General features: G+C 48.1%; 29 protein-coding genes. 2 read left to right on the forward strand and 27 right to left on the reverse strand.

All coding sequences use genetic code 11. The features are described 5' to 3' along the window. Nucleotides 1-8: 8 nt before the first annotated feature. From ACLB09_RS16610 to terS, 15 genes are all read right to left on the reverse strand, one after another. Nucleotides 9-560, reverse strand: a complete 552-nt coding sequence (locus tag ACLB09_RS16610; RefSeq protein ID WP_410770974.1) for a hypothetical protein — start codon at nucleotides 558-560, stop codon at nucleotides 9-11. Nucleotides 561-562: 2 nt separating this feature from the next. Next, entirely contained in the window at nucleotides 563-967 is a 405-nt protein-coding gene (locus tag ACLB09_RS16615) for a minor capsid protein (protein ID WP_410770975.1), read from the reverse strand. A gap of 3 nt (nucleotides 968-970) precedes the next feature. Then, complete coding sequence (locus tag ACLB09_RS16620) at nucleotides 971-1,372, reverse strand: HK97 gp10 family phage protein (protein WP_410770976.1); 402 nt, start codon at nucleotides 1,370-1,372, stop codon at nucleotides 971-973. A gap of 25 nt (nucleotides 1,373-1,397) precedes the next feature. Then, the gene (locus ACLB09_RS16625; protein ID WP_410770977.1) at nucleotides 1,398-1,730 is read right to left on the reverse strand and encodes a hypothetical protein; all 333 of its coding nucleotides are present in this window, start codon (nucleotides 1,728-1,730) and stop codon (nucleotides 1,398-1,400) included. Then, nucleotides 1,727-2,116, reverse strand: a complete 390-nt coding sequence (locus tag ACLB09_RS16630) for a hypothetical protein (RefSeq protein WP_410770978.1) — start codon at nucleotides 2,114-2,116, stop codon at nucleotides 1,727-1,729. The genes ACLB09_RS16625 and ACLB09_RS16630 overlap by 4 nt, the downstream gene beginning before the upstream one ends. A 9-nt stretch (nucleotides 2,117-2,125) precedes the next feature. Then, the gene (locus tag ACLB09_RS16635; protein WP_410770979.1) at nucleotides 2,126-2,476 is read right to left on the reverse strand and encodes a hypothetical protein; all 351 of its coding nucleotides are present in this window, start codon (nucleotides 2,474-2,476) and stop codon (nucleotides 2,126-2,128) included. Between the two features lie 56 nt (nucleotides 2,477-2,532). Further along, nucleotides 2,533-3,696: a major capsid protein gene (locus ACLB09_RS16640; RefSeq protein WP_410770980.1), complete on the reverse strand. Its 1,164-nt coding sequence runs from the start codon at nucleotides 3,694-3,696 to the stop codon at nucleotides 2,533-2,535. A gap of 29 nt (nucleotides 3,697-3,725) precedes the next feature. Further along, complete coding sequence (locus ACLB09_RS16645; protein WP_410770981.1) at nucleotides 3,726-4,103, reverse strand: head decoration protein; 378 nt, start codon at nucleotides 4,101-4,103, stop codon at nucleotides 3,726-3,728. A 15-nt stretch (nucleotides 4,104-4,118) separates the two neighbouring features. After that, nucleotides 4,119-4,832: a scaffolding protein gene (locus ACLB09_RS16650; protein ID WP_410770982.1), complete on the reverse strand. Its 714-nt coding sequence runs from the start codon at nucleotides 4,830-4,832 to the stop codon at nucleotides 4,119-4,121. Nucleotides 4,833-4,990: 158 nt separating this feature from the next. Then, complete coding sequence (locus ACLB09_RS16655) at nucleotides 4,991-5,329, reverse strand: hypothetical protein (RefSeq protein ID WP_410770983.1); 339 nt, start codon at nucleotides 5,327-5,329, stop codon at nucleotides 4,991-4,993. Beyond that, nucleotides 5,310-6,785, reverse strand: coding sequence for a phage minor capsid protein (locus ACLB09_RS16660; protein ID WP_410770984.1), 1,476 nt, complete (start codon nucleotides 6,783-6,785; stop codon nucleotides 5,310-5,312). The genes ACLB09_RS16655 and ACLB09_RS16660 overlap by 20 nt, the downstream gene beginning before the upstream one ends. Further along, a complete protein-coding gene (locus ACLB09_RS16665; RefSeq protein ID WP_410770985.1) occupies nucleotides 6,785-8,290 on the reverse strand; it encodes a phage portal protein in 1,506 nt (501 codons plus the stop codon). Before ACLB09_RS16665 ends, ACLB09_RS16660 begins: the two co-directional genes overlap by 1 nt. A gap of 60 nt (nucleotides 8,291-8,350) precedes the next feature. Continuing rightward, nucleotides 8,351-8,710 (reverse strand): hypothetical protein, encoded by a 360-nt coding sequence (locus ACLB09_RS16670; RefSeq protein ID WP_410770986.1) that lies wholly within the window; start codon nucleotides 8,708-8,710, stop codon nucleotides 8,351-8,353. 30 nt (nucleotides 8,711-8,740) lie between these two features. Then, nucleotides 8,741-10,168 (reverse strand): DEAD/DEAH box helicase family protein, encoded by a 1,428-nt coding sequence (locus ACLB09_RS16675; protein ID WP_410770987.1) that lies wholly within the window; start codon nucleotides 10,166-10,168, stop codon nucleotides 8,741-8,743. Then, nucleotides 10,161-11,048, reverse strand: coding sequence for a phage terminase small subunit (gene terS, locus ACLB09_RS16680; protein WP_410770988.1), 888 nt, complete (start codon nucleotides 11,046-11,048; stop codon nucleotides 10,161-10,163). Before terS ends, ACLB09_RS16675 begins: the two co-directional genes overlap by 8 nt. A gap of 83 nt (nucleotides 11,049-11,131) precedes the next feature. Between terS and ACLB09_RS16685 the strand changes: the two genes are divergently transcribed. Continuing rightward, nucleotides 11,132-11,536, forward strand: a complete 405-nt coding sequence (locus tag ACLB09_RS16685) for a hypothetical protein (RefSeq protein WP_410770989.1) — start codon at nucleotides 11,132-11,134, stop codon at nucleotides 11,534-11,536. Between the two features lie 14 nt (nucleotides 11,537-11,550). Here the strand turns inward: ACLB09_RS16685 and ACLB09_RS16690 are convergent, their stop codons facing one another. The 8 genes from ACLB09_RS16690 to ACLB09_RS16725 all read right to left on the reverse strand — a co-directional run bounded on the left by ACLB09_RS16690 (nucleotide 11,551) and on the right by ACLB09_RS16725 (nucleotide 16,907). Continuing rightward, entirely contained in the window at nucleotides 11,551-11,766 is a 216-nt protein-coding gene (locus ACLB09_RS16690) for a hypothetical protein (RefSeq protein ID WP_410770990.1), read from the reverse strand. Nucleotides 11,767-11,898: 132 nt separating this feature from the next. Beyond that, complete coding sequence (locus tag ACLB09_RS16695; RefSeq protein ID WP_410770991.1) at nucleotides 11,899-12,507, reverse strand: Mom family adenine methylcarbamoylation protein; 609 nt, start codon at nucleotides 12,505-12,507, stop codon at nucleotides 11,899-11,901. Next, complete coding sequence (locus tag ACLB09_RS16700; RefSeq protein WP_410770992.1) at nucleotides 12,504-13,019, reverse strand: ParB N-terminal domain-containing protein; 516 nt, start codon at nucleotides 13,017-13,019, stop codon at nucleotides 12,504-12,506. The genes ACLB09_RS16695 and ACLB09_RS16700 overlap by 4 nt, the downstream gene beginning before the upstream one ends. A 468-nt stretch (nucleotides 13,020-13,487) precedes the next feature. Further along, nucleotides 13,488-14,033 (reverse strand): hypothetical protein, encoded by a 546-nt coding sequence (locus tag ACLB09_RS16705; protein ID WP_410770993.1) that lies wholly within the window; start codon nucleotides 14,031-14,033, stop codon nucleotides 13,488-13,490. A gap of 163 nt (nucleotides 14,034-14,196) precedes the next feature. Then, entirely contained in the window at nucleotides 14,197-14,541 is a 345-nt protein-coding gene (locus ACLB09_RS16710) for a hypothetical protein (RefSeq protein ID WP_410770994.1), read from the reverse strand. 286 nt (nucleotides 14,542-14,827) lie between these two features. After that, the gene (locus tag ACLB09_RS16715) at nucleotides 14,828-15,559 is read right to left on the reverse strand and encodes a restriction endonuclease (protein WP_410770995.1); all 732 of its coding nucleotides are present in this window, start codon (nucleotides 15,557-15,559) and stop codon (nucleotides 14,828-14,830) included. A 546-nt stretch (nucleotides 15,560-16,105) separates the two neighbouring features. Continuing rightward, a complete protein-coding gene (locus tag ACLB09_RS16720) occupies nucleotides 16,106-16,597 on the reverse strand; it encodes a hypothetical protein (RefSeq protein ID WP_410770996.1) in 492 nt (163 codons plus the stop codon). A 133-nt stretch (nucleotides 16,598-16,730) separates the two neighbouring features. After that, nucleotides 16,731-16,907 carry a hypothetical protein gene (locus ACLB09_RS16725; RefSeq protein ID WP_410770997.1) on the reverse strand — a complete coding sequence of 59 codons (177 nt, stop codon included), beginning with the start codon at nucleotides 16,905-16,907 and terminating at the stop codon, nucleotides 16,731-16,733. Between the two features lie 96 nt (nucleotides 16,908-17,003). Here ACLB09_RS16725 and ACLB09_RS16730 point away from each other — a divergent pair, with 96 nt between their 5' ends. After that, the gene (locus ACLB09_RS16730; protein ID WP_410770998.1) at nucleotides 17,004-17,243 is read left to right on the forward strand and encodes a hypothetical protein; all 240 of its coding nucleotides are present in this window, start codon (nucleotides 17,004-17,006) and stop codon (nucleotides 17,241-17,243) included. Between the two features lie 412 nt (nucleotides 17,244-17,655). Here ACLB09_RS16730 and ACLB09_RS16735 read toward each other — a convergent pair whose 3' ends face one another. The 4 genes from ACLB09_RS16735 to ACLB09_RS16750 form a co-directional block, all read right to left on the reverse strand. Next, the gene (locus tag ACLB09_RS16735; protein ID WP_410770999.1) at nucleotides 17,656-18,021 is read right to left on the reverse strand and encodes a LexA family protein; all 366 of its coding nucleotides are present in this window, start codon (nucleotides 18,019-18,021) and stop codon (nucleotides 17,656-17,658) included. Between the two features lie 144 nt (nucleotides 18,022-18,165). Continuing rightward, entirely contained in the window at nucleotides 18,166-19,701 is a 1,536-nt protein-coding gene (locus ACLB09_RS16740; protein WP_410771000.1) for a sigma-70 family RNA polymerase sigma factor, read from the reverse strand. A gap of 453 nt (nucleotides 19,702-20,154) precedes the next feature. Then, nucleotides 20,155-20,964 (reverse strand): ICP22 family protein, encoded by an 810-nt coding sequence (locus tag ACLB09_RS16745; RefSeq protein WP_410771001.1) that lies wholly within the window; start codon nucleotides 20,962-20,964, stop codon nucleotides 20,155-20,157. Nucleotides 20,965-20,966: 2 nt separating this feature from the next. Continuing rightward, nucleotides 20,967-21,500 carry a crossover junction endodeoxyribonuclease RuvC gene (locus tag ACLB09_RS16750; protein WP_410771002.1) on the reverse strand — a complete coding sequence of 178 codons (534 nt, stop codon included), beginning with the start codon at nucleotides 21,498-21,500 and terminating at the stop codon, nucleotides 20,967-20,969. Nucleotides 21,501-21,548 lie beyond the last annotated feature (48 nt).

Below are 21,548 nucleotides of genomic sequence, written 5' to 3' on the forward strand. Positions count from 1 at the left end.
AATTTATATTATACCGTAGCTGTGATATCTCCCCATGTGTAAAGCAGCCCGCGCGGTGTTGCGCTGAGATCCGGATACGCCGTCGCGTTGATTGTAAACTTCTGGTTGTCATCAAGTTGGTAGTTCGCGTTAGCGTCGAACTTCACACCACAAGACTCGATATAAATAAATCGAGAAGGGTCTGTTACTCCCTGCGGCTGAATCATTGCCCGTTTCCGAGGCAACTCCTTGCCGGCAAGTCCAGTGACTTGGTATTTCACCTTATCCGGATTCGTAGCATCCGTAACCTTGGAAGCGTTGGCGTTAAACTTTACGACTTTCTCAAAATCAGTATCAGGGGTATCAAACTCTACTCTACCCACAGTCCCGGTCGTGAATGACTTCACCGGCGCCGTCCCGGTTTGGTCGGTCGTTGGTTCAAAATACGTTGTTTCCGTAAAGAACCGGATGCCGCCTTGTGTCAGGTCGAAAACAACAGCATCGACATCTAGTGTGCCGTCCTCCTTAACCCCCCAAGTAAAAATACCAGGACCTGCATAAATCTTATCTACGTCTGCCATCTTTATTTTTCCTCCTTCGTATAAAACATAAAATTGGTCGAATACGTCGGCCTATCCTTATCGTCCAGACCAAGTGGAATCGGCTGCTGCATGGCTTTGCTCGAAAACACATGAGTTTGGCCGATCTTATAATTTGGCTTGCGGTGAAGAAGTTTGACCAGGCTTTTCGCAAGCTTCTCCGCTGCTGCTATGTTCGCCGGCAACGTTTTGTAAGACTTCCCCTTAACGATGACTTGGAAGGTCGGCCGCTCGGTCGGCACATAATCATGCGGAGCAAAGCCACCGCTGCCAAACACAAAGAGACAAGGTAGCTTCGTCTCCGGTAGGTCCGCCGGGATAAAGTTCGCATCCGGATAAACGGTAAATCCCGCCCCGGTCAGAAATTTGATCAAGTCATCTGCAAGCACGCATCACCCCTCCAGTACCTTGGAGAGTTCTTCCAAAATGAGCTCTTCGTTCATTTTCAAAGCGTTCTCCAGATATTTTTTCCCCGGCATGTAACCACCGTGAGCAGGTTTACTCATAGTCTTCGGACCAGGCGTCATTTCGACGAGCTTGCCGCCCTTCGTTTTTCGGAAGCCCTCATGCTGCACGACGGCGTAGTCGTCGACTTCCGGGCTCGTTCCGAGATCGATGTACATGCCAGCAATGGTCTGCATTACCTCACCGACTATGAGAGCTGCTTCAAGATCACCCTCGTCGATCGGTGCCAACTTCTTAGCATCAGCAATTACCTTTAACGCTAAACTAGTGAGCGTTTCTTCGAGACGGCGATCCAGATCATCCTCCAGCCGATCCAAACGATCGATCATAGCCTCAATCCCCTCGAGGCTGAAGCTAAATATTTTGTGGTCGGCCATAAACGATCACCTTCTTCACGTCGTCGGTGCCGAGGTATTTCTTCACTTCGAAATGAGCGACATCGCAGCGGATCTCAAGACCAAGAGCATTGGTATAAAAAAAGTAGTCATCGAAGCCGATCGGAATAGCACCTTCCACATGGATTTCGTAGGCGATCTGAACCTCTTCACCCTTGGCATTCTTGATCAATTTCTGTTCTTCATCGACCTTGGCAGCCCTAGCGGTGCTGGTAGGCGGCAACGGCCGCCCCCAATCATCCACCTCAGAGTGGTAATGAATAACCGTCGCCGGATACCCAAACAGGCTCATATCAATGCACCGCCATACTGCGGCTGTAACGCCCCCGCGACTTCTTCCTCGGCCAACTCATCAGCAGTAGGGCCAAGCAATTGCCGAACATCCGGGGCAACGACATCACGGGGCACATCCCTAAAATTGACCTGTTCACCCTCGTCTGTGACGCTTTTGACGCCCTGTTTCTGGTATTTGAGCGCCGGATCAATGCCCTGCAGTTCCCAGACCGCTTGAAACGCTACGATGGAAACGGCCATAGGTTGGATATCCGGATACCAGATAGCGAGATTTCGCTCGGCCTGGACGACAGCGACAGCCTGCTTTTGTTCGGAAGCCCGGTCCCAAGCATCTGTATCCAGCATGTTGGCGGCGATCCAGTCAGCAACTTCTTGCCTTTCCACATCAATCACCTACTTTTGCTCAGCAGCCTTGATTTCAGCGGCCAGCGTTTCGGCATCCTTATCCTCGACACCCTCGATACCGAGTTCAGCGGCTTTCTTGCGGAGGTTCTTAAGCTGCTTGTCGGCTTCTTTCTTCGCCTTTTCTTCTGCGGTTTTCCGCTCAGCCTCTTCCGCTTCTGCTTTTGCCTTTTCAGCTGCCGCTTCTTCCGCCGCGATCTGATCAGGAGTCTTTTCTACCTTGATGCCGGCACTGATCTCGATGATGCGCTCGCCTTCCACCTCACCCAAGCCAGAAATGACATCATTCGGGCCGTACCATTTGCCGTTATGCTTTACGGTACCGGTTACTTTGATATCCACTTCATTCACCCTTTCCGTTTTAGTAAAAAGAAAAGGAGCCCTCGAAAAAAGAGCTCCTACAATACTTTTGCCGATACGACCGAATCAGCCCAGGCAAACGCCGGGAAGTTCAGAGCAACACCAGCGGTCCGCAGACGGATCGGGTTCTTGGTGACGTCGCGGAAGACGAACAAACCCATGTCGCCGGTTTGCTCCGCCTCGATTTCGGCCATCATTTCCTCCGTCGTCTTAGCCCACAGGTAGTTACCCAACGGACCCTCTGGAAGAAGGATAAAGCGATCTTCTGGCACCATGCGGATCGTCGTAAGGGAAAGCTTGCCGCCGGTCAGAGCGCGGTCCTCGGTGCGGGCCTGCGCATCGTATGCGACAAGCGTCGGGAATTCCATGGAATCAAATACCGTATCCAGTTGGGCCTTAGTAAGCTGTGGCGGTTGTGCGCTACCACTTGGATCGCCGTGGTATGCCTTCCGGACCGACAAGTTCCGGCGAAGCAGCGTGATAATCTTCTGGGATGTCATCGCGCGGCGGAGACGGATGCCCTTAGCTCTCCATTGATCGACCCAAAGTTGAATATCATCCAACGGCGTAGAGTTGGTGATGTCGCTCCATAGATCGGTGCCGGACAGGACCGGCTTTTGGTCGGAAGTATAGCCGAAGTCGACATCTACCTTTACGTTGCCTTCGGTATAGACCACCTTGCCGCTCCAAATGGATGTCATGGCGATCCATTCACGGCGAGCGCGGATTGCGTCAACGGCATACTGAGCATCGTTCAGTTGCCGGGTGCGGAGCTGGTTACGCTCCTCATTACGGAGACCAAAGCTTTGGGACGCCTGCAAGGCTAAACGGACCAGCTTTTCGTCCATATAACGACCGCGCTGAATCTTCGGAATCTCGATTCGAGATCCCTTCAAGCCTTCCCGGGAACCGTACTCGACTTCAGTACCAAGCTCGGCAATTTGGGCCATGACCGGCAGCCGCGGCGACTCTTCCTGAATGACATCGACCGTCAGCTCTGCCGTTTCGTGCGGAGGAAACAGAAGCGGATGCAGATATTCATTCGAAGTCTCGAGGTTGCGAGAGTAGACCAACAAGTCGTCACCGGTCAGTGCCTCCTCAAGCGTCAGATCAATGGGATCGTCCGCAAATGTTTGGAGATCCAGCTTAAAGCGAAACTTCGGAGTCCCGCCGAGTGCTAAAATAATATGTTTCTCTGTCATTTATTTTTCATCCTTTCTTAGTTCATTGATTAGGCAAATACAATGTGCGGCATCTTGCCGCGCAAAGTGTTATCAACGGTGACGGGGATCCGCTCGGTAATGACCTTGGCCACTTCGTAGCCGCCAACTACATGATCCCCGTCTTTAACGTTGACCGTGTGTTTCAGGATGACGGTCGGGTTCTGGCTGCCGTCAGTGCCGGCCGAATTGTATGGAACAAACTTACCGCTAGCAGTCAGCTTCGCCATTGGCATGCCTTTTTTGATAATCTTGTCTCCGTTTGCGTCAGCCGTAACAGCAGCAGAATCAATCGTGATGCCGTTCGTAACCTCCCGGATCACTTCGAACGATGCCAGGATTTCCGGCTCGTCCTGTACAACAACACGTGGTCTTGGTTGCAATCTCATAGATTCTTTCCCTCCTTAGTTTTTCGCCCAAGGGTCATTTACGGCTTGTCCGCCGATTGTCCCGCGGCTTTTAGCTAAATTAATCATTTCTTCTTGGCGTTTCTTTTTGTCCCCGGGCGCTCCGCCGCCGATATCAGCGCCGAACCGACCGCCGCCCTGCCGCGATTTGAGCAGATGTGGCTTAATCTTAGCCAGAGTTTCGAGAGCTTCCTTCACGCCCTCCAGCTCGCCCTTGTCGTTTTCCTTCACTGCGGTCAGATCGGCCAGGGCCCGGGCATCCTCCCAATCAGCGAATCCGAGTTCATTCGCCAATACCTTTACCTCGGCATTAAGCAAGCGGTTGAAGGTCTTTTGGTTCTGTTCCTTTTCCCGCTCCTTGATTCGCTCGTCTAATAATTTCTCGACATCAGCAGGGTCAAGTTTCCCATCATCCTTCTTGTCGCTTCCATTGTCCTTCTTCAAGGCGGCCTGCATGGCATCGACCGAATCAAAGCCCAGTTCCTTTGCCAGTGCCTTCTGTGCGGCCTTTTCAGCTCGCGGCAGGCGTTGTTGGAACATAGCGTCAACTTCAGATTGGGTAAACGTCTTGCCGCCTCCGCCATCGCCACCATTACCGCCATTATCACCGCCATCGCCCCCTTCTCCTCCTTCGCCGCCTTCAGCAAACAATTGCAGGTTTAATGGGTAACGAAAAGGGAAATGCAATGATTTTTCGATATATTTGCTCATCTTTATCCTCCTGTTTGAGTCCGGGTGGACTGCCTACCGCAGCTTTTATAACGTCATCACGGTGTTTTGGACAAAAGAAAAAGCCGCCTATTCGGCGACTTCATAGTTCAACACCCCTTTCAGCAAACAAAAAGCGCCTCACACATGTGAAGGGCGCTTCAGTAGCTGTATTCAGTTTGATCAACAGTAACGACCCGATCCCGCAGGTTCACCGACATTTTACCTGCGGCGATCCGCGGCAGATGCCACCACCACCGCTGCGGGGGATGCTCCGCAAAGATGATATCCGGATCCCCGTATTTAGCAACGAAAGCTCTGACCTCGAGAGCTCGGCTGAGGAACTGTTCGTCCAGCAATTCTACCTGCTCACGGTCAACTGGTGCCAATGAGGCGGTGTACAATGAATCCCGACTCACAAGTGAAACCTGAAACTCCGGCATGCTCAGTAACTCGCCTGTGGCCGCGTCCTCATAATCTTCAAACTCCTTTTTCAACACTTTCTTCCACCTCCTTCAGAGTTCCCAGGTATGTGTATCCTTTGTCAACGGTCAGATAATTTCGGTAATTCGCCGGTGAGTCGTGCGGGAAAGCCGTCTCCATCTTCCCGTCCTGTCCAAGGATTGCAATCCACTTGTCGCCGTCTCCGAAAACATAATAATTCTGTTCAAAACCTTCCTGATGGTACCGATAGACTTGACTGGATGGATTAGTGATTAACTGCGTGATTTTTCCATCATACTCTCGCATTGTCCAATCTTGTGGAACATGCTTTCTCTTTATGCGTTTGGCTAGATGCGATTCTGCCAGTCCTTGCCGCTTCCACTGCAGCCCTGTCGATGCGACTGAACTCTTCACCATTATAACATTTCGGCCAAAATTTTTAATCGCCACATTGTTCTTGGGCAAGAGCATCTCCTTGTTTATTACGTTGGCCTTACGGTAAAATTCCTGCAGGTTCTTGAATGTCTGACCGTCTCTTGCCTTTAAACTGGCGAATGTACGAAGATCCGGAGTATCATTCGGCAGTACCGCCTTGTACCGCATCCATTGCTTCCTGGTCTCGTTCTTCCGGGCCTTGTCCCGCTGGATATCGTTATACTTTCGGATGTTCGCTTCCGTCCGGTTGTCCGTAAAGGGTCGGTTAGATGTCGCGATCATTCGTTCTACCTCTTCCGGTGGCTGGTACTCCTCGATCCAAGTACTGATTGAATGAACGCAATGTGCATGGTACGGCGGACGAATATCAAGCTTCGGGAAACGAGGATCCGCCCCGCTGATGCTGTAAACGCGCCCTTGGTACTTGGCACAGTATTCGCAAGTAATTCCGACAAAGTTCACATAGACCAGGTCGAGCCCGTTCTGCTTGATCGTGTTCTCGGCCCCGGTGACATGCGCTTTACGCAGGTTGTACTGGACAACACCGTTCATGTACTTGTCCGCCGGAATCCGCGCGCCATTTCTGGCCACAATCCCGGTGATTCCTTGTTCCGTCATGCGGGCAACGGCTTCCTTTGTCGCCTGCCGCCGGTTGAAACCCTCCGTTAGCATTCGCTCCGTAGCCGTTCGGACCCTTTCCTCAATCCGCCGCTTAACGTCCTGGGACATGTTGTCGGTAGCTTCGAGGATCCGGAAAAATGTATCATCCATTATGGCCTGAACTGCCTGCTGGTGTATCAGCGGTTCCAGTACAGTGTTAATCCGTTCTTCAGGCACACCTTGAGCCGAGATACTGTCCGCCGCTTCGCTGACACCTTCCTTGTACGCTTGGGAGATCAGTTCAGACATGCTCTGAGCCGCCCCGTCGGTCAGCCCGGCCAGTATCTCGTCCACTTCCTTCAGGAGACTTTCCTTGCGCCTTCGGCTGTAATTCCCTTCCTCCAGCGATCTTATGAGCTCAAGTAACCGTTCACCGGCCCGAGTATAAAGCGCGATTAGATTCTCAGCGTCCGCCATTAGCTACCACCCAGGTTCACTCGGGGCGGCTGCGTATAGGTTGGGTTCAAGCTGCCTGTTGCCTGTTCGTCCTGAATCTTCTGGATTTCAGCCGTGATCGCCTCCTCTGACCAATCCGGATGCATCCGGCGAACTGTAGTCTCAAGCGATTGAACGCCATCAGCGTAATTTTTCCGCTCTTCGTCGTTCTTTTCAGATTCAGCCTTCGGCAGCATATCTCCCCATTCAATCACTGGATTCTCCGCCTTAAGTCCGCCAGACCCGAGTGCGTTCTCCAACAGCATGCACTTACGGATGGCGTCCTTAATCGCTGCATCGAATTTCGACTGGATCGCTTCGGCTTTAATAACTGATTGAATCCAGAGATACAGCAGCGCAACACCGGAGTCTCCTTTGCCTTCTTCCAGCCCGGCTGCCTGCGGGGATGTTTTACTGATTGCCAGCATGTATTGGATCAGCCTGGTAACATGTTCAAAGGACTGGGCTGTCTTGGCGTCCCAGGTGATGTATTGCGGCACTGCCCCGGTCTTCTCATCAAAGGAAACGACCTCAAGGTCAGAACTCCGAACAAAACGGCCGCCATAATCCCGATGGTTCTGATTGGCAACTGTGTCCCATAGCCCCTTTGGTATAGCTAATTTCGGCTTTCCATGCTTTTCAAAGACAATAGAATCCCGGGTGATCGTCCAGTTGATCTCCTCCTGCAGCACGTCAATATTCCTAAGAGCTGACCGGCCCCGGGGATGGAGTAGGGTGTCATCGTTGGTAATTGCACCGCAAAGCAGCTCGTTGACGCCAGTGAGCAGAGTATCCTCAGGAATCTCAAGACCATGATCGGTGGCGTAAGGCTCGATCTCCATCTCATCCGCAACATTGTCGCCTTCCATTTTAAAGACGAGCTGTTGAATCGCGAGCCCACCAGATTCAAGCCGTTGCCGTTCGACACGGAGGAACCGATCTTTCCGGTCGTTATCACCCCATTCTTCGATCCAAGCGATGTCCGCGCCGCGCCCATCATCATGTGGAAGATACTTGTCGCCAAGGATCCATTCAAACCATACGGCGCCGGATTCATCCCGCCGTACTCGGTAAGCGACTATGCCGTCGACCTGGTGCTGCGAGACCGCCGCCCAAATTTTCTCGTTCGGCTTGCTGGCCGTCACAACGGAAGAAATAAATTCTAGTTCCGGCCCTTCTTCCACGTCCGCCGAGATATTCCCGAGCGATCGGTTGAGCAGATCCGCTGGGACCTCGGCAACCAGGCTGCTGAAGTTGGCGACGATGTACTGGTTGTCGGCGCTGAACACTTTCTCGACTTGGCGCCAAGATCGGACGCCAACACGTCGCCGAACCAACCGCCGCTCCTTCGTAACCGTCTGAGCCCGCGGAAAGATTTCGGAGTGATCTCCCTCGTAGAGCAGCCGGTAATACTGCATCATACCGATCTCTTGGTCGTAGGGCGGCGGCGGAAAGCTCCTATTCGAATATACGATTGTCACGTCCATCACCTTCTTTCAGAGCAAATAAAAAAAGTCGCTCATTTAAGCGACTTCGTGAGTTTCTTGTTAATAATTTGGATTTGCTAGCTCAAGTTTCACAGCTTCCCATAAGGAATCCGCAAATTCACGATTAAATTGAATGCAGTCATATTGAATACAGTCGCTGATAAATTGCCACGTCCTCGATCTGCTCAAAATATATTGGATCATTTGTCCAATGGAGAGAAGCGGCTCGCATTTCTGTTTAGGAATAAGTTCTCCAATTGATTCAATCCCTTCATCTGACGCAGCTTCCACAATTAATACAAGATTACGATCTGTGAAAAAGAACAAATCTCCTCGAATAGGGTTCCACCACTCTAGCATTCTTCGCTTCTGAACATCATCTAGTTCAGAATATTGCTGAATATCGATATTCTGCTTCATCTGATCACTCCTTTCCTCCATATTACCATACTACCAGCCCGCAGGCCGTTGATTGCTGTATACCATTTCCGGCTCGGTTACAAATGACAAAATGACCGCATCGGCTCGGTCTGGAGAATCAAGCCCACGCTTCTTCATGTCTTCCTTACGTTCCAGCGCAAGCCGTCCTTTGCTTGTCATCCGGTATTTCCGTTGAGTGAGCTGTGTAACAAGACGCTCATCAGACGGCAGCTCAATACTGACTGGTTCGCCCTGCAAATGTTTCGAAAAGGCTTCTTGGAGCAAGTCCCGCATGATGGCCCAGGCTTCAGTCCCTCGGTTCTCATAATGTTCCTCGCTGTCATCTGATGGCCGGCTTCCGTTATTAACCGGAATTACCCTCCACCCGATCAACCTTTCCTCTTGGATGACCTCGTTCAGTCGGTCTGTTACTCCGCCGCCAACGCCGCTATCGTCGACTTTGATCTCAACAAAATGCAAGTTTGGATCCTCAGCCTGCATTTCCTTACCCGCCGCTACTATACGCCCAACAGTCGCCATTGTGTCTTGCTTGTTATAGCAAAGCAACTGAAATACTTTCATACCAACACGTGGTGCTATGACAGTTTCATCGTCACCGAAGCGTGCAACGTCAACACCGAGATGAAGAGTATCGCCACGAGGTTGCACCGTTGCATTAGCGGCTAGTTCGGCCAACTCCAACGCAATGAAAGCGTCGGCCTCAGCCTTTGGAAACTCCCCATATACCCGGACGCGAACAACATCACTCTCAGCTCCATACTTGTCAATGAGCATTTGGATGTTCGTTTTACTAGTTCGCTTGCTGTCACGGCTATCGACTTTGTGCGTCCGGAAGCGGCTGCGATCCCGGTTGTGTGAATCGTAAAAAACCCCGCTCGTTCGAGTGGGGTTACCGCACATCAATAGTTTGTTTTCGTCACCTGACAACGTACCAAGAATAGCCTCCATGATCGGATCAGTTACGCCGGAAGCCTCGTCCACGATGAACAACATGTAGTCTTCGTGAAAGCCCTGCATATTCTCGGGCTTTGTGGCTGTTCTGGCCGTTGCAAACCAGCGTTTTTCATGGCCGATCATATATACTTTAGTCTTAGTCCATTTGAGCAGGTTCTTTACCATAGAATTCTCTAACCATTTTGCCACTTCAGCCCAAAGCACATCGTTGAGCTGTTGCTTGGTAGGTGCAGTACAGACAACACGACAATTTGGCCGGCAACACAGATACCAAATTACCAACACTGCTTCGAAACCAGTTTTCCCAACCCCTTGCCCGGACCGCACACTGGTCAGCGGATAATTGGCCACATCCATCATGGCTGCCCGCTGCCATTCGTCTGCTTCAAAGCCGAGCATGTCCTCTCCAAATGAAACCGGGTCATCCCAATATAAGTCAAGGAGCTGCACAATATCTGCAACGACATTATAAGGCTTACTCATTTGTGACCACCTCAGAACGGCGTGTTTTACGCCGCTCGGCGATTTCCTTCAGGGCATCGGTCCAGCTTTGCGTTGCACCGGCTCCACCTTGAAGTTGTTGCAGCTCTATCTGAAGGATGGCTGTCCGGACCCGCTTTTCCTCATCGATTGCCACAAGCTTATTCTTCAGATCGATCGCCTTCAGCTTTTTGTCCTGGACACGGGTCAGAGCTTCTTCTAAGGATATGATATCTTCAATAGCCCGGTAGGAAGTCTCTTCGATCTGTGATTCTACCAGGTCGTTCCTTGTAACAGGGATCGTCTTGGTTATGCCGGTCTTCTCATCATGTACCGTCATAACTTCCTTGATCGCCTTCAATTCATACAATACTCGCCGTTGCTTCTCCGTCAGACCGTTCATCAACTTACTGATACGTTGTAGCATACGTCGTTCTCGGATCGTCAGCAGCTTAATAGCCTCATCGGCCTGTTGGACCGGATCCGTATCAATCTGGTCAACCAGCTCCTGTTCATCTTCTTCTAGCGCGTCCATCCAGATCGTCTCATATTCACCGGTAGTGACCGCCTTCTTGTTACCATAGGGCCCGCCTGCCCCGCCGCTGTTCCCCTTCGCATTTTGATTGCCCGGAGGAGCACCGCCGCGGTTACCGACAGCATTTTTGTTCCCTTTAGGAGCTCCACGACGTGGAGCGCTCCCTTTGGATTCAAGTGGAGCGCTCCCTTTCAGTTCAGCTTTCCAATTGTCCAGTGCCTTCCACTTTCGGACCTTGCTATCCGCAATAAAAAGAGCAGTAGCGATGTCCTTAAGCTTCATCGTCCCGCCGCTCTCCAACCACATTTGTTTTGCCTTATCCCGTTCAGGGCTACGCTCTCTGGCCATTACATGTATCACCACCCCCGTAAATGTTAATATTTCGCTTCATATACACCGATATAATCATAAAAATAATGGAGGATAAACATATGTCATATACTAGAATTTACAAAATTGAAGAGGAACTGAGATCGATAAAAGTAGTTGCCCCAGATGATATTGAAGATGCAAAAATCAAGTTGCAGAATTATTTAAACCACAATCAAATCAGTAAGGAAGAACTGAAAAATACGAAAATAAAATATCAGAGCCAGTTAGTCACCCCGCCTGCATTATCAAATTCATTAGCGATCACTGCCATCGTCCTCTCTTTCGCAATAGTATCATTTAGTTTAAGTACAATTGATAAGGGTACCCTAGCGATAGTTTACTTAATCCTCTTGCTAAGCATCACAGGATTGTTGACTATTTTTCTTAATATTAATAGCAAGGTCTATAAACAGTGTGCTACATACACAATCATCATAAATCTCATTGATGAAGTATTAGAATAATAGAATTCTTACGGTCAAAGTTCATCCTTCTGCAGCTCGATATCTATCTCGATAAGCTTCTTCAGGTCATCCACCGTCTTGATCTCAATACGGCCGTCCTGAAAGTCCTTGACCCACTTGGCAATTCCCGCCTTAATGATCTTGCGGTACTGCGCCTTCGACTCCAGTATTCCTTCCATCACCGCAAGTTCATGCTGCAGCAGGATGTCCTTTTCTTCTGGTGTTCCCATTGTCGTTCCCCTCGGCTTTCCGTTATGATGGAATGCGAGATAGCGGATGTCTGGAAATGCCACGCGTGGCGCGCCGCTATCTCAGCCGGGGGATACCCTGGATGAATGGGAGGACGTTCGCGCGTCCTCCTTTTATTTTGGATAAGGTTTATGCAGATGACGAATCTTCTTACGCATTTTTTTGTTCATCGGCATGAGGTACTTGTGCTTGCCGACTGTGATATATATTTCTGCATTGGGGTCCAAATTGTTCCGGATCCACTCTATCCTTTGGCTCCCCTTACCGTATTTTGAATGGATCGACTTCGGGTGAGTTTTCTTACCTTTGATGATGAAATAATGCTCGCCATCGGTTTTTCCCTCATAGATCCAGTTAGTCGCCTGATAAATGCCGCCGTGATGGTTTTGTTCAACATCAGCGTAGCTTACGATCAACTGAACGTTGGGGGATTGCTCCTTAAGGAACTTAATAGCCTTGGCCAAAATCTCCGAAACAAACGACTTATGGTTTGTTAATGCAACCCGCGTCAGCTCGCAGCATTCTTTTTGCGTCAGGCCATATGGTGAACCAATATGTTGCGTAGCACCCCTGCTGAAGATCACCACGCCGATAAATTGACCATCCTCCCAAGCCCCGACCTTTACGGATTTCCCTGCGGGCAAAGACTTGCTGTAGTGGAAGTGTTCGCACGCGAACTTCGCCGCCTCATGCGTTGCCCAAGCAACTTTTAACTCGGTCATTCCCGTTCAAACTCCTCTCCGCAATGCGGGCAAGTTACCAGTTTGGAACTCAAAACCCCCAAGTCTCCTTGGTCATCCGCCGTTCCTTCATTGAAATTCGGGACCTCAATTTCACCAAGCACCTGCTTCAATTCCACCTCATCAAATCCAGATAAATCAATGTCGGCGCCGTATTCTCGTAGTTCCGAAAGTAATTGAACCAATGCATCTTCGTCCCAACGGCCGGAAACCTTGTTCAAGGCAATATTCAGCAGCCGTTCCTGCTGATCGTCCAGGTCAACGACACTGACAGCCAGCTCCGTATGTCCTTGCTCGTTGACCATGATTTTATACCGCTGATGCCCGCCGACCATGTTGCCGGTCCTCTCATTCCAGACAATCGGCTCCACGTAGCCGAACGAAAGGATAGATTGCTTAAGCTTCTCATATTCCGGATCTCCAGGCTGAAGGTCAATCCGAGGGTTATAAGTTGCTGCGTTGATTTGATCGATAGGTATGATTCTGATGTTCATTTGTACCTCCAAATATTTTATTAACTGTCCTTAAATCTCCCACTAACGGCTCGTATAAAAATTACGAGAGAGTTTGCAACTAAAAGCCATCTCATTCCGATAGTTACACCGAATAAACAGAGAGAGGAGGAATCGAACATGACGACCGCAATGGTTCTCTTTTTCGCAATGTTCGTCTACGCAACTCTGCTAGCCAAGAACAACAAGTAAAAATCACATTGAGAAAGTGAGGTGTTCCTCGTGCGTGACCCACCTTAACATTGAGTTGAGTCGGTTTTCGTATACGGGTATGCAAAAACAGGGCCGTACGGCTTCGCCGTGGCCCCTGCCTGCCCTTCTATGATATTCCTGCTACATTCGAACACCCAGAACGAAAATGCCTGTATTAAGCTTGTAGTTCGATTATTTGAGCAAAGAAAAAGCACCCTCAGGTGCTCGACAAAAATAGTTTACATTTCTTCATTCCAATTAATATTTATACTTTTTCAACAGTTTTTCTAGTTCATTAGATTTCTCTTCACCAAATGACGTTATTTTTTCACGATATTTATCAAAGAAACCAGCAAGTTGACCAGGTGCGAAAATAGTTCTACCGTTACCTTCATTTAGATCAAGATGCCAAATATTTAAGTCTAACCAAGACTTCACTGCTAGGAAATCCTTGTAAATTTCTTGAGGGATGTAATCATCATTAATATTATTTAAGCTAGCCAGGCATAGCCGAAGGGAGCTGAGTTGATGATTGATCTGCTCCTCCTTAAACTCTCCCTCCTCCATGTCCATTAACTTTAAAACAACCCCCAATAGTGCAGCGGCGTTTGATAATTGAATATCAATAACATAATAGCTTTTTACAAAGTTCTGTAATTCATTTCTTCTGATTCGTTTAGCATCAAGTTTTGCTTGTCTTTTGAATAGAAATATAGCTATTCCACCAGCAAGAAAACCACCAATAATTCCTCCGAGTGTCTGAATCCATGCATTTGCATCAATACTATTGAAAAAAATCGCCAAACCTATCCCTCCTTAACAAGTCACATTTCGACATCAGGAAGGATTTCCCTGCTTTACACATCGCTGTTTATTGCAGAATTGCTTCGTCCCGGTCCACGAACCCCACACGCATCTTTTGCACTTCGTAGGCGGTTTCGGGAGGTCCTTGAGTGAGAGGTATATGTTATTCTTCTTTTCCGCCATAATCAGTTCCCTTCCCCTGATAAAAATGAATGTTTCTGCTTGTTACGAACTGAGGCATTGATCCCGAATCAAGAGCCTCCTGAATGTTCTTCTCCCACGCTTCCGATCCAATGTTGCCTATTTTCCGGAACAATTCCGGCCTTGTCTTGGTAAGCAATGTCAAAGTCGTGGTCTTAAGCGATTTGCATATATCGCCGATGATCGCGCTGTTGTTGTCATTCAACATATACGCGAGCAGTCGCTGTTCCTTATTATTGAGAGCATGCCGTTTCGCAAGATAAGAAGCGACGCTTTCGCATAACAACTGTTTATAATGGTCATTCACACGAGATCCACCCTTTCGTGCAAATTAAAAAGCCGCTCCTGGAAGGAACGACTTCGACTTATGTATTGTACTGTTCTGCAAAGAGATCTGACGGATCACTGCGACCGTGCCGGCCGCCGCAAAAACGCTGCGCTCTTTGCTTAAAAGAATACGTACCTAGTAACTAGATATGTATGACAAGACCATTATATTGATCGTTGAAGAGCAAGGTCAAAAGCCGAAATCACTGAATCCCTAAGTTTATCCCCGCTCGCGTGAAGGAATCTCCTTTTTACTCACTATTTCATTATCCAACCTGGCTTTTCTTCATGTAACGACATTTTGGAAAGCTGCTGCAACCATAAAACTGACCTTTTGCGCTGTTCCGAAGGATCAATTTATTCCCGCATTTAGGACAAGTCATCGCGTCCACCGGTGCCGCCGCCATTACCGCTTTTGGTGTCGGTGCGGATCCAGGATTCATAGTAAGGATCATTTCGACAAGCGCTTCACGATTTATTAAGCGGACCCGATTCGACTTTGCAAGGTCATAAGCAGCTGCAGTAAAATCACTATTTGTGACCACCCAAGCTTCTGCAGCTCCGTAGTGAGCAATAGCGGCCTGTGCCTCTTGTACCGCCTTGATCCCGACGTTCTTGCTATACCTTTTCGCCTGAACGACTATCTTGCTGCTCGACTTTTGAAGAATTAAATCCGCGCCAAAGTCGCCTGCAGCCTTTGTCACCTGAGTCTTATATCCCTGTGCCTGAAATAAATGGCCCAGGTATTGTTCAAACTGAACTCCCTCCATCTTATCGATGTCTGCAATCCCGGATCGCTTTAAGCGTTCAGTTCGCTTCATACCAATCATGATAAGTACAGCTATGAACACGGCCACGGCCAGACCAGTGACGATAATGGTAGCCTGAAACGATTTCGTCAGACCAAATGTCCCGAAAATTGATGCGAACATAAGAAGACCGAATAACGCCTGGATAAACTCCTCTTGCTGCTTTGCCTTGCTCTTTCTTCTTGCCATTTGAAAATCCCCCATCGAGTATTATGCCTCAATATTCGACATATGGGACTTTATTCCTGCAAGAAGACAGAAAAGGCGAGAAGAGTTACGCCCCGGTTTCAATGCCGCATTCATGCGGCCGTGCGTGTCATTCCCGCCTTTTTCTATACTTACATCTTATCATTAGAAAACCGTCAAATGGTGCTCAACATAAAGTCAGATTAAGTCCAAATAGCGCTCGTTTTTAGGTCATAAAATCCGTTGGTCCTAAACCTTAATTGCCTCATGGTAAATCACTTTCTAAATTGAGAGGGCTTGTAAAGTTGCCTGCCAGTTCCCCTTAGAGACGAGAGGGGAATGCCCTCATCATTCTATAGAAAGTAGTGGTTTTAAATGAAAAAAATTATGGTTTGGTGTATTCAGAAAATGTTGTTACATTATGATGAGATTGTGGAATTATTCGTAGACTTAGCCACCTCCGAGGGAATGCCTTGGGTCGTGGCTATTTCTTTGCTCAAATTTGTATGCATGGTTTGGTTAAACGAGCGGGTAAAGTAAAACCCGCTCTTAAAACTCTGAAATATCTTGCTCAAAGAATCCGATTAATTTCAACGTATTCGCAATACTCACTACTCCATCATCAATCTTTCTACGGATTGTGCTGTCACTCATACTGTGCCGAAAAAACAACAAAGTCTCCTTGCGAGAATACCCCTGTATATATCTATAATCAATCGCCCGCTTCTCTTCAAAATCTAAAATAAGCCCCCAGGCCCGCCGCAGCTGCTGTGTATAGAACTTATATTGTTGATACACCCAGCGTTGTTTTTCGATCAGGATTGCCGCGTTCGCAGTCTTATCCGCATGGAGGTCTTCCTGATCGATCCGGCGCGCCGTTTCCCCATCGACTGCCGTTTGCTTCAGTTCCTCTTCATAATTTTCAAAATCCTGCATCAGAATAGTCATTTCTTTATATTTCATGAGCAGGAACTTTGTACGTTGGATCTCCTGTTTTGAAGCTTTTGGAAAGAGTTCCCCTTGTCCCCATGCCATCGCCATTCCTCTCAATCCCCTTTATGGTATAATTTATTGAGAGGAATTAATTACCGATTGACCCCTGCCCCGGCCAAGGTTATGGGGGTCTTTGTTTTTATTGAATAACTTATGGAATAATTTCAGGTAAATTTGACAATCAATACTCTCCGCCCCGTTTGTGGTACCGGCCACTCTTCATGGCCATTTGCGGTGCCGTCGTATCCAATCGGCTACTAACAACTATGACCGGCGGTTTATCCGCTCCAATCCGCTTGCAATGCTCCTCGATTTGCTCTTGAGTCCAAAATTCTCGCTTCATGTTTTTGTCCAGCATCGAATCTCCCCATTGCGCTATTTTTTCGTACTGTGTAGTAGTTTGGAAAAGTTATACACCACCTGCTACAATAAAAGAAAAAAGGTGGCGCAGTTTATGAGTTCGTATCTAGAGAACGATGTGAAAGCACTAGGATATACCGATGAAGAAATTATGGCCATTAAATACCGGATTTCGTTAAGGTTATCCTATGAAGAATGGAAGTCCTTTGTAATTCAAGACGAAGGGTTTATCTATGATCCCTATGATGATGAGTATTTAAGACTCCCTACGGGAAGAGTGATCCTCATTCCATATGATATTTACAGTAGGGATATTCTCGGCCAAGTTTATTAGTAAGGATCAAATTGTTCATTAACTTATTTCCCACAACGACTTTTGTTCTGTCGGATACCGCTCTGCCATTACCTTTTGGTCTTGTTGGAGTATTCCTGCCATTCTTTCGTGCCTGAGTCTCACCGATCACCTTCCAGCCTGCCGCCCTGAGGCTCGTTCCTGGTTCGCTCTTGAGCGTGTAGGTAATCATCGGTTATAAGCCCATAGCGCGCGCTGACCTCCAAGCAGCTGCGTAAAGCTTCGAACAGGCGTCCTTGTATCCATCCAGACGCAGCAATGCGTAACCTCTAGCAATCTTCTTACTGGCGTGGATCTCCAGCTCCCCGTGGTGCTTCGTGGCCAGCTTCGAGTTTCAAACTGCTTCTCACCAAGTGCGACAGCGTCGCCCAGGGCTGGGTAATCGTTATGGCTTTCATGGTGTCTCATCCCCAATTGGTACCAACGCTCTGGCTGCAATTTTCTTCATCGTGATTGCTGAACTGCCTATGATATCCATCCCTGCAATACGTTCCAATGCTTCCCTAAACCGTGCTATCTCCGCATCCTTCTCCGCCACCGCATCGAATCCGACAACTTGCAGTTCCCTTGGGCCGTTTCCCTTCTTGATATATCCTTTTCTAACGAGCTGCTCCAAGACATTAAAAGCAGTTGAAGAAGATAGCAGATTCATTCCATCCGCTAACTCTCGGATAGAAGGAGGATAGCCTTTGTTGGCCACGAATGACTTTACAAAATCAAGTGCCTCACTCTGGCGTCTTGTTAATGGTTTGGTTCCCACGTTTCAGCCTCTCCCTTTTGTCGTTCAATTTCCATTGGTACAGCTTCTCAATAGTATCCAGTTCCTTTCTTAAACGATCGGCCGGGATGCCTTTCAGTTGATCAAAGATATCCCGGTAATCGATAATGATGGCCATTGTTAGTCCTATACTGCTTCTTGTTGCTGACGATAGGCCTGCCGGTTATGCTCCTGGAAGAACCTCTGCACATGCTCCGTCACGTCCTGACCAGGAAGGAGCTCAGCAAGATCCGTCGCCACGAATCGGACAACCGTCTGCAGGAGAGAAAATAACTCTCGCATGATCCGTTCTCGATCTAAGCCGGCAGATTCGAAGGTTTCGCCCAGTGCATCAAGCCCGTGATACACATTCAAACGTTCTCGTATAGGATCAGTGCCGGTAATTATAGGAACATGCAATGAAACCGAGGATCCGAACATCGGCGCCACAACCTTGCTTGCCTGACCAACATTTGAAAGTTCCAACTTCAAGCGAGTATTCTCCTCTTCCAGCTCCGAGAGGCGGGCACCGGCTTGATTAGCAATGACAGTAGCTCCGGACATAGCTTCTTTTAATCGAGAGATCTCCGCAGCCTGTTCCTCCGACACGGCCATAAACCGACTATGCACATTCTCAGCATTTTCACGAGCCTTCCCCAGTTCACTTTCAAGATCTGCAATATATTCGCCCTTGCGTTCAGCATCGTTCTTCCAAAGCGCCAAAGCCGCCTGCAACGACGCCAATTCTTGCTCCTGATTGGTGACTGGATTTTCCTCGATAGGAGGTTCAGATGCCGGCTTCGCAGGTGCTAGCAGTTCCATCTCGCGCTCCTCAGCATCAATCTCTTTAATGCCCCATTCTTTGAGCAATTTATAAAAGGCTGCCGATCCCCCGCCCACACTCTTCATAATTTGAGTCCTGGCTTTTCCGCTCAAGCGCTCTTGCAGGTACTGCTCTTTGGTCATATTGATTTCACTTTTTATCCCTTTGGTCATCCCCATTTTCTCCTCTCGGGAATAAATATTCATATAGCGCTCACCGACTTTTAAAAGAAGCTGCCACACTCGGGTTCTGGATACCCCCATAAAAGTTCCTATTTCGGAATATGTGTATCCTTCCATACGCATTCGGGCTGCAGTCTGCTGATTCGGTTTTAGTCGGCATATAAATTCCTCTGTGAGTACTCCACTCAAATCATCTTCAATCATCGCAAGCGCCTCATGTGTCGTATCCGGATCTATTTCACCTGCTTTGTTTCGAAGTGGCTTATCAAGTGAAATGGTTGTTCGCCGGTGTAAATACTGGATAGCAGACTCAACTTGCTCAACAGATTCGCCCACGATTTCTGCAATTTCTTCCGGTTCAAGACCAGTCAATTCTTGCTTTTTGATTCTATTGCCAAGAAGCACAATATTAGCTGGGTATCGAATTGGGCTACCTCTCCTATCAAGAAAACTTTGCAGATAACCCGATATAGTCGTGAAAGCGAATGTACTAAATGCGAACCCCTTGGCAGAATCAAATCGCTCGTATGCCTTGCATAACCCTATATTTGCTTCACTCAGCAGATCTTCATAGCCGATGGCAGGATCACGTACTTGACTAAAGTATTTGATAACCAGTTTATGGACCATTCCCCTATGTTTTTCGATATCCTCATTGGTTATTTCTGCGATATTCATGCCTTCGTCCCCCCTTCCTATCTATGAATCAAAAACCTATATTTACCGTAATACTAATAGAGGTGATTTCATGAACATAAGAAAAATGAAGCGTGGGCTCGAATTACTTTTGGATTAATCTTCATTATTTTTGTATTAGCCTTTTTTGGAATTTTTGGACTAATGCTATATTTGGCATTTATCGATGATCAGGTTGTCACAAATACAGCAATAATGAATAGATTTGCACTGATCCTTGCAGGACTATCTTTGCCTGGTTTCATAATCCAGTTCTTATCCCTACTCACAATTAATGAGAAGAAAACCTATACCTTGACCACTAAGTGCTACAAGTGCAAGCACCTAGGAGACTTCAAGCTCACAGAAGACTAAAAGAATAAGATCATATGTTTGGTCAAACGGGTGAGCGATGCCCCACCCCATCCGTTTGACCCGGGTATGGAAGGAAGCGGCTTAGGCCGCTCCTCCGTCTTTCATGATCTTTTTCACGTGATCCTTATACTTTCTGAATTTAGCGTTTAGTTGGCTGCTTGGAATCCCGATCTCCTTTGAAATTCCCATCCAAGTGTCTCCGCTTCGGCGCTTTTCCAACAATGCAGGGAAGTCGAGATCAGTCTCCAAGTCCGGACATGTTGGGCGGTTCGCAAGGATAAACTCCTCTAACGCCTCTTTGCTGATCTCAACATCACCAGCAACATCCTGCGTCCCTTCTGGTTGATCCCCCGAAGATTCGCCCATAATCTCTTGTTCGTAGTCAGTCAATTCTCCTTCGGAATCACTCGGCTCCTGAGAGCCGCCATCTTCCGTGAAGTCCATTTCTCCCTCACCATCAACACCCTTCATCCAGTCCGGGACTTCCTCATCCAATCCAGAGCCAGATTGATTTGGATTGGAGTCATCATCACCTTCAGGCTCACCGGCGGCGGAATCCCCCTCCTGTTCTGGATTTTGGTCAAACAACGTTTGCTGGTTCTCGTCTTCCTCATGTCCATCCGGCTTTTCGACTCTGGTCACGATGCCGGAACTATCAGTCGTCACAAAACGACCGGTTAGTTTCTGATACATTGGATCCTCGTCACCAAAATCAAAAGATACTTGCGGATCCCCCAAGAACACGTTCACCTTCTCACCTTGATTGCTGCTCAGAAAAATCAAATGCTCTTGAGCCGACTTCAGCGGAATAAGAAGCTTCAGCTCAACATTGGATTCCTTGATATTGATACCTTTTGCGATTTCTGCTGTGAATTTTGCATGGTCCTTCATAGTTACGCCACCCCTTTAATAAATTTTTGATGATAAGCCCAACATAATGCGACAGCATCCGATGGATCAAAGAGTCGTTCTTTGACATCCCCAACCTTGTATTTCCCTTTAGGATCATCTTGTTTATATAAGACCGGCACAGCAATTTCGTCGTAATCCAAGTCGAACAACATCTGCATTTCCATAGCAACTGTTTCCTTATCCGCATTCCCCTTGCCGGTCTGCATTTTAAGCTCGGACGGTCGAATTTCAGCTATTTTTATCCCAATGTGAAGTGCAGCCAATGTCACCATTGAGTAGGCTCCCACAAGGGCAATGACACTGTTTGCATTCTTGAAATGTACAGGACGTTCCAAAACGATTATTTGGGGACGATGCTGTTTGATCAGTCCAATTGTGTCCTGGTAAATTGCATCAAGCACAGACGGCATTTTTATTTTGCTATAATCACGAAGGCCAAACTCTAGCGGCTTCCCTCGCTCCATAATTGCCCATCCTGCGAAATTTGTTCCGTGGTCTATTCCCATAATCCTCATGTTGTGGCATTGCCTCCTTTCTCGCTGTTCCCAGCAGCACATAAACCT

Origin of the sequence: Fontibacillus forbon (assembly GCF_046559655.1) — a bacterium.
GTDB lineage: Bacteria > Bacillota > Bacilli > Paenibacillales > Paenibacillaceae > Fontibacillus.

Excerpts from the sequence above, each read along its gene's own strand:
- ACLB09_RS16610 (WP_410770974.1), bottom strand. The coding sequence starts at position 560 with ATGGCAGACGTAGATAAGATTTATGCAGGTCCTGGTATTTTTACTTGG.
- ACLB09_RS16620 (WP_410770976.1), bottom strand. The coding sequence starts at position 1,372 with ATGATCGATCGTTTGGATCGGCTGGAGGATGATCTGGATCGCCGTCTC.
- ACLB09_RS16625 (WP_410770977.1), bottom strand. The coding sequence starts at position 1,730 with ATGAGCCTGTTTGGGTATCCGGCGACGGTTATTCATTACCACTCTGAG.
- ACLB09_RS16640 (WP_410770980.1), bottom strand. The coding sequence starts at position 3,696 with ATGACAGAGAAACATATTATTTTAGCACTCGGCGGGACTCCGAAGTTT.
- ACLB09_RS16645 (WP_410770981.1), bottom strand. The coding sequence starts at position 4,103 with ATGAGATTGCAACCAAGACCACGTGTTGTTGTACAGGACGAGCCGGAA.
- ACLB09_RS16650 (WP_410770982.1), bottom strand. The coding sequence starts at position 4,832 with ATGAGCAAATATATCGAAAAATCATTGCATTTCCCTTTTCGTTACCCA.
- ACLB09_RS16660 (WP_410770984.1), bottom strand. The coding sequence starts at position 6,785 with ATGGCGGACGCTGAGAATCTAATCGCGCTTTATACTCGGGCCGGTGAA.
- ACLB09_RS16665 (WP_410770985.1), bottom strand. The coding sequence starts at position 8,290 with ATGGACGTGACAATCGTATATTCGAATAGGAGCTTTCCGCCGCCGCCC.
- ACLB09_RS16670 (WP_410770986.1), bottom strand. The coding sequence starts at position 8,710 with ATGAAGCAGAATATCGATATTCAGCAATATTCTGAACTAGATGATGTT.
- ACLB09_RS16675 (WP_410770987.1), bottom strand. The coding sequence starts at position 10,168 with ATGAGTAAGCCTTATAATGTCGTTGCAGATATTGTGCAGCTCCTTGAC.
- terS (WP_410770988.1), bottom strand. The coding sequence starts at position 11,048 with ATGGCCAGAGAGCGTAGCCCTGAACGGGATAAGGCAAAACAAATGTGG.
- ACLB09_RS16685 (WP_410770989.1), top strand. The coding sequence starts at position 11,132 with ATGTCATATACTAGAATTTACAAAATTGAAGAGGAACTGAGATCGATA.
- ACLB09_RS16690 (WP_410770990.1), bottom strand. The coding sequence starts at position 11,766 with ATGGGAACACCAGAAGAAAAGGACATCCTGCTGCAGCATGAACTTGCG.
- ACLB09_RS16695 (WP_410770991.1), bottom strand. The coding sequence starts at position 12,507 with ATGACCGAGTTAAAAGTTGCTTGGGCAACGCATGAGGCGGCGAAGTTC.
- ACLB09_RS16700 (WP_410770992.1), bottom strand. The coding sequence starts at position 13,019 with ATGAACATCAGAATCATACCTATCGATCAAATCAACGCAGCAACTTAT.
- ACLB09_RS16715 (WP_410770995.1), bottom strand. The coding sequence starts at position 15,559 with ATGGCAAGAAGAAAGAGCAAGGCAAAGCAGCAAGAGGAGTTTATCCAG.
- ACLB09_RS16720 (WP_410770996.1), bottom strand. The coding sequence starts at position 16,597 with ATGGCGATGGCATGGGGACAAGGGGAACTCTTTCCAAAAGCTTCAAAA.
- ACLB09_RS16725 (WP_410770997.1), bottom strand. The coding sequence starts at position 16,907 with ATGCTGGACAAAAACATGAAGCGAGAATTTTGGACTCAAGAGCAAATC.
- ACLB09_RS16730 (WP_410770998.1), top strand. The coding sequence starts at position 17,004 with ATGAGTTCGTATCTAGAGAACGATGTGAAAGCACTAGGATATACCGAT.
- ACLB09_RS16740 (WP_410771000.1), bottom strand. The coding sequence starts at position 19,701 with ATGAATATCGCAGAAATAACCAATGAGGATATCGAAAAACATAGGGGA.
- ACLB09_RS16745 (WP_410771001.1), bottom strand. The coding sequence starts at position 20,964 with ATGAAGGACCATGCAAAATTCACAGCAGAAATCGCAAAAGGTATCAAT.
- ACLB09_RS16750 (WP_410771002.1), bottom strand. The coding sequence starts at position 21,500 with ATGAGGATTATGGGAATAGACCACGGAACAAATTTCGCAGGATGGGCA.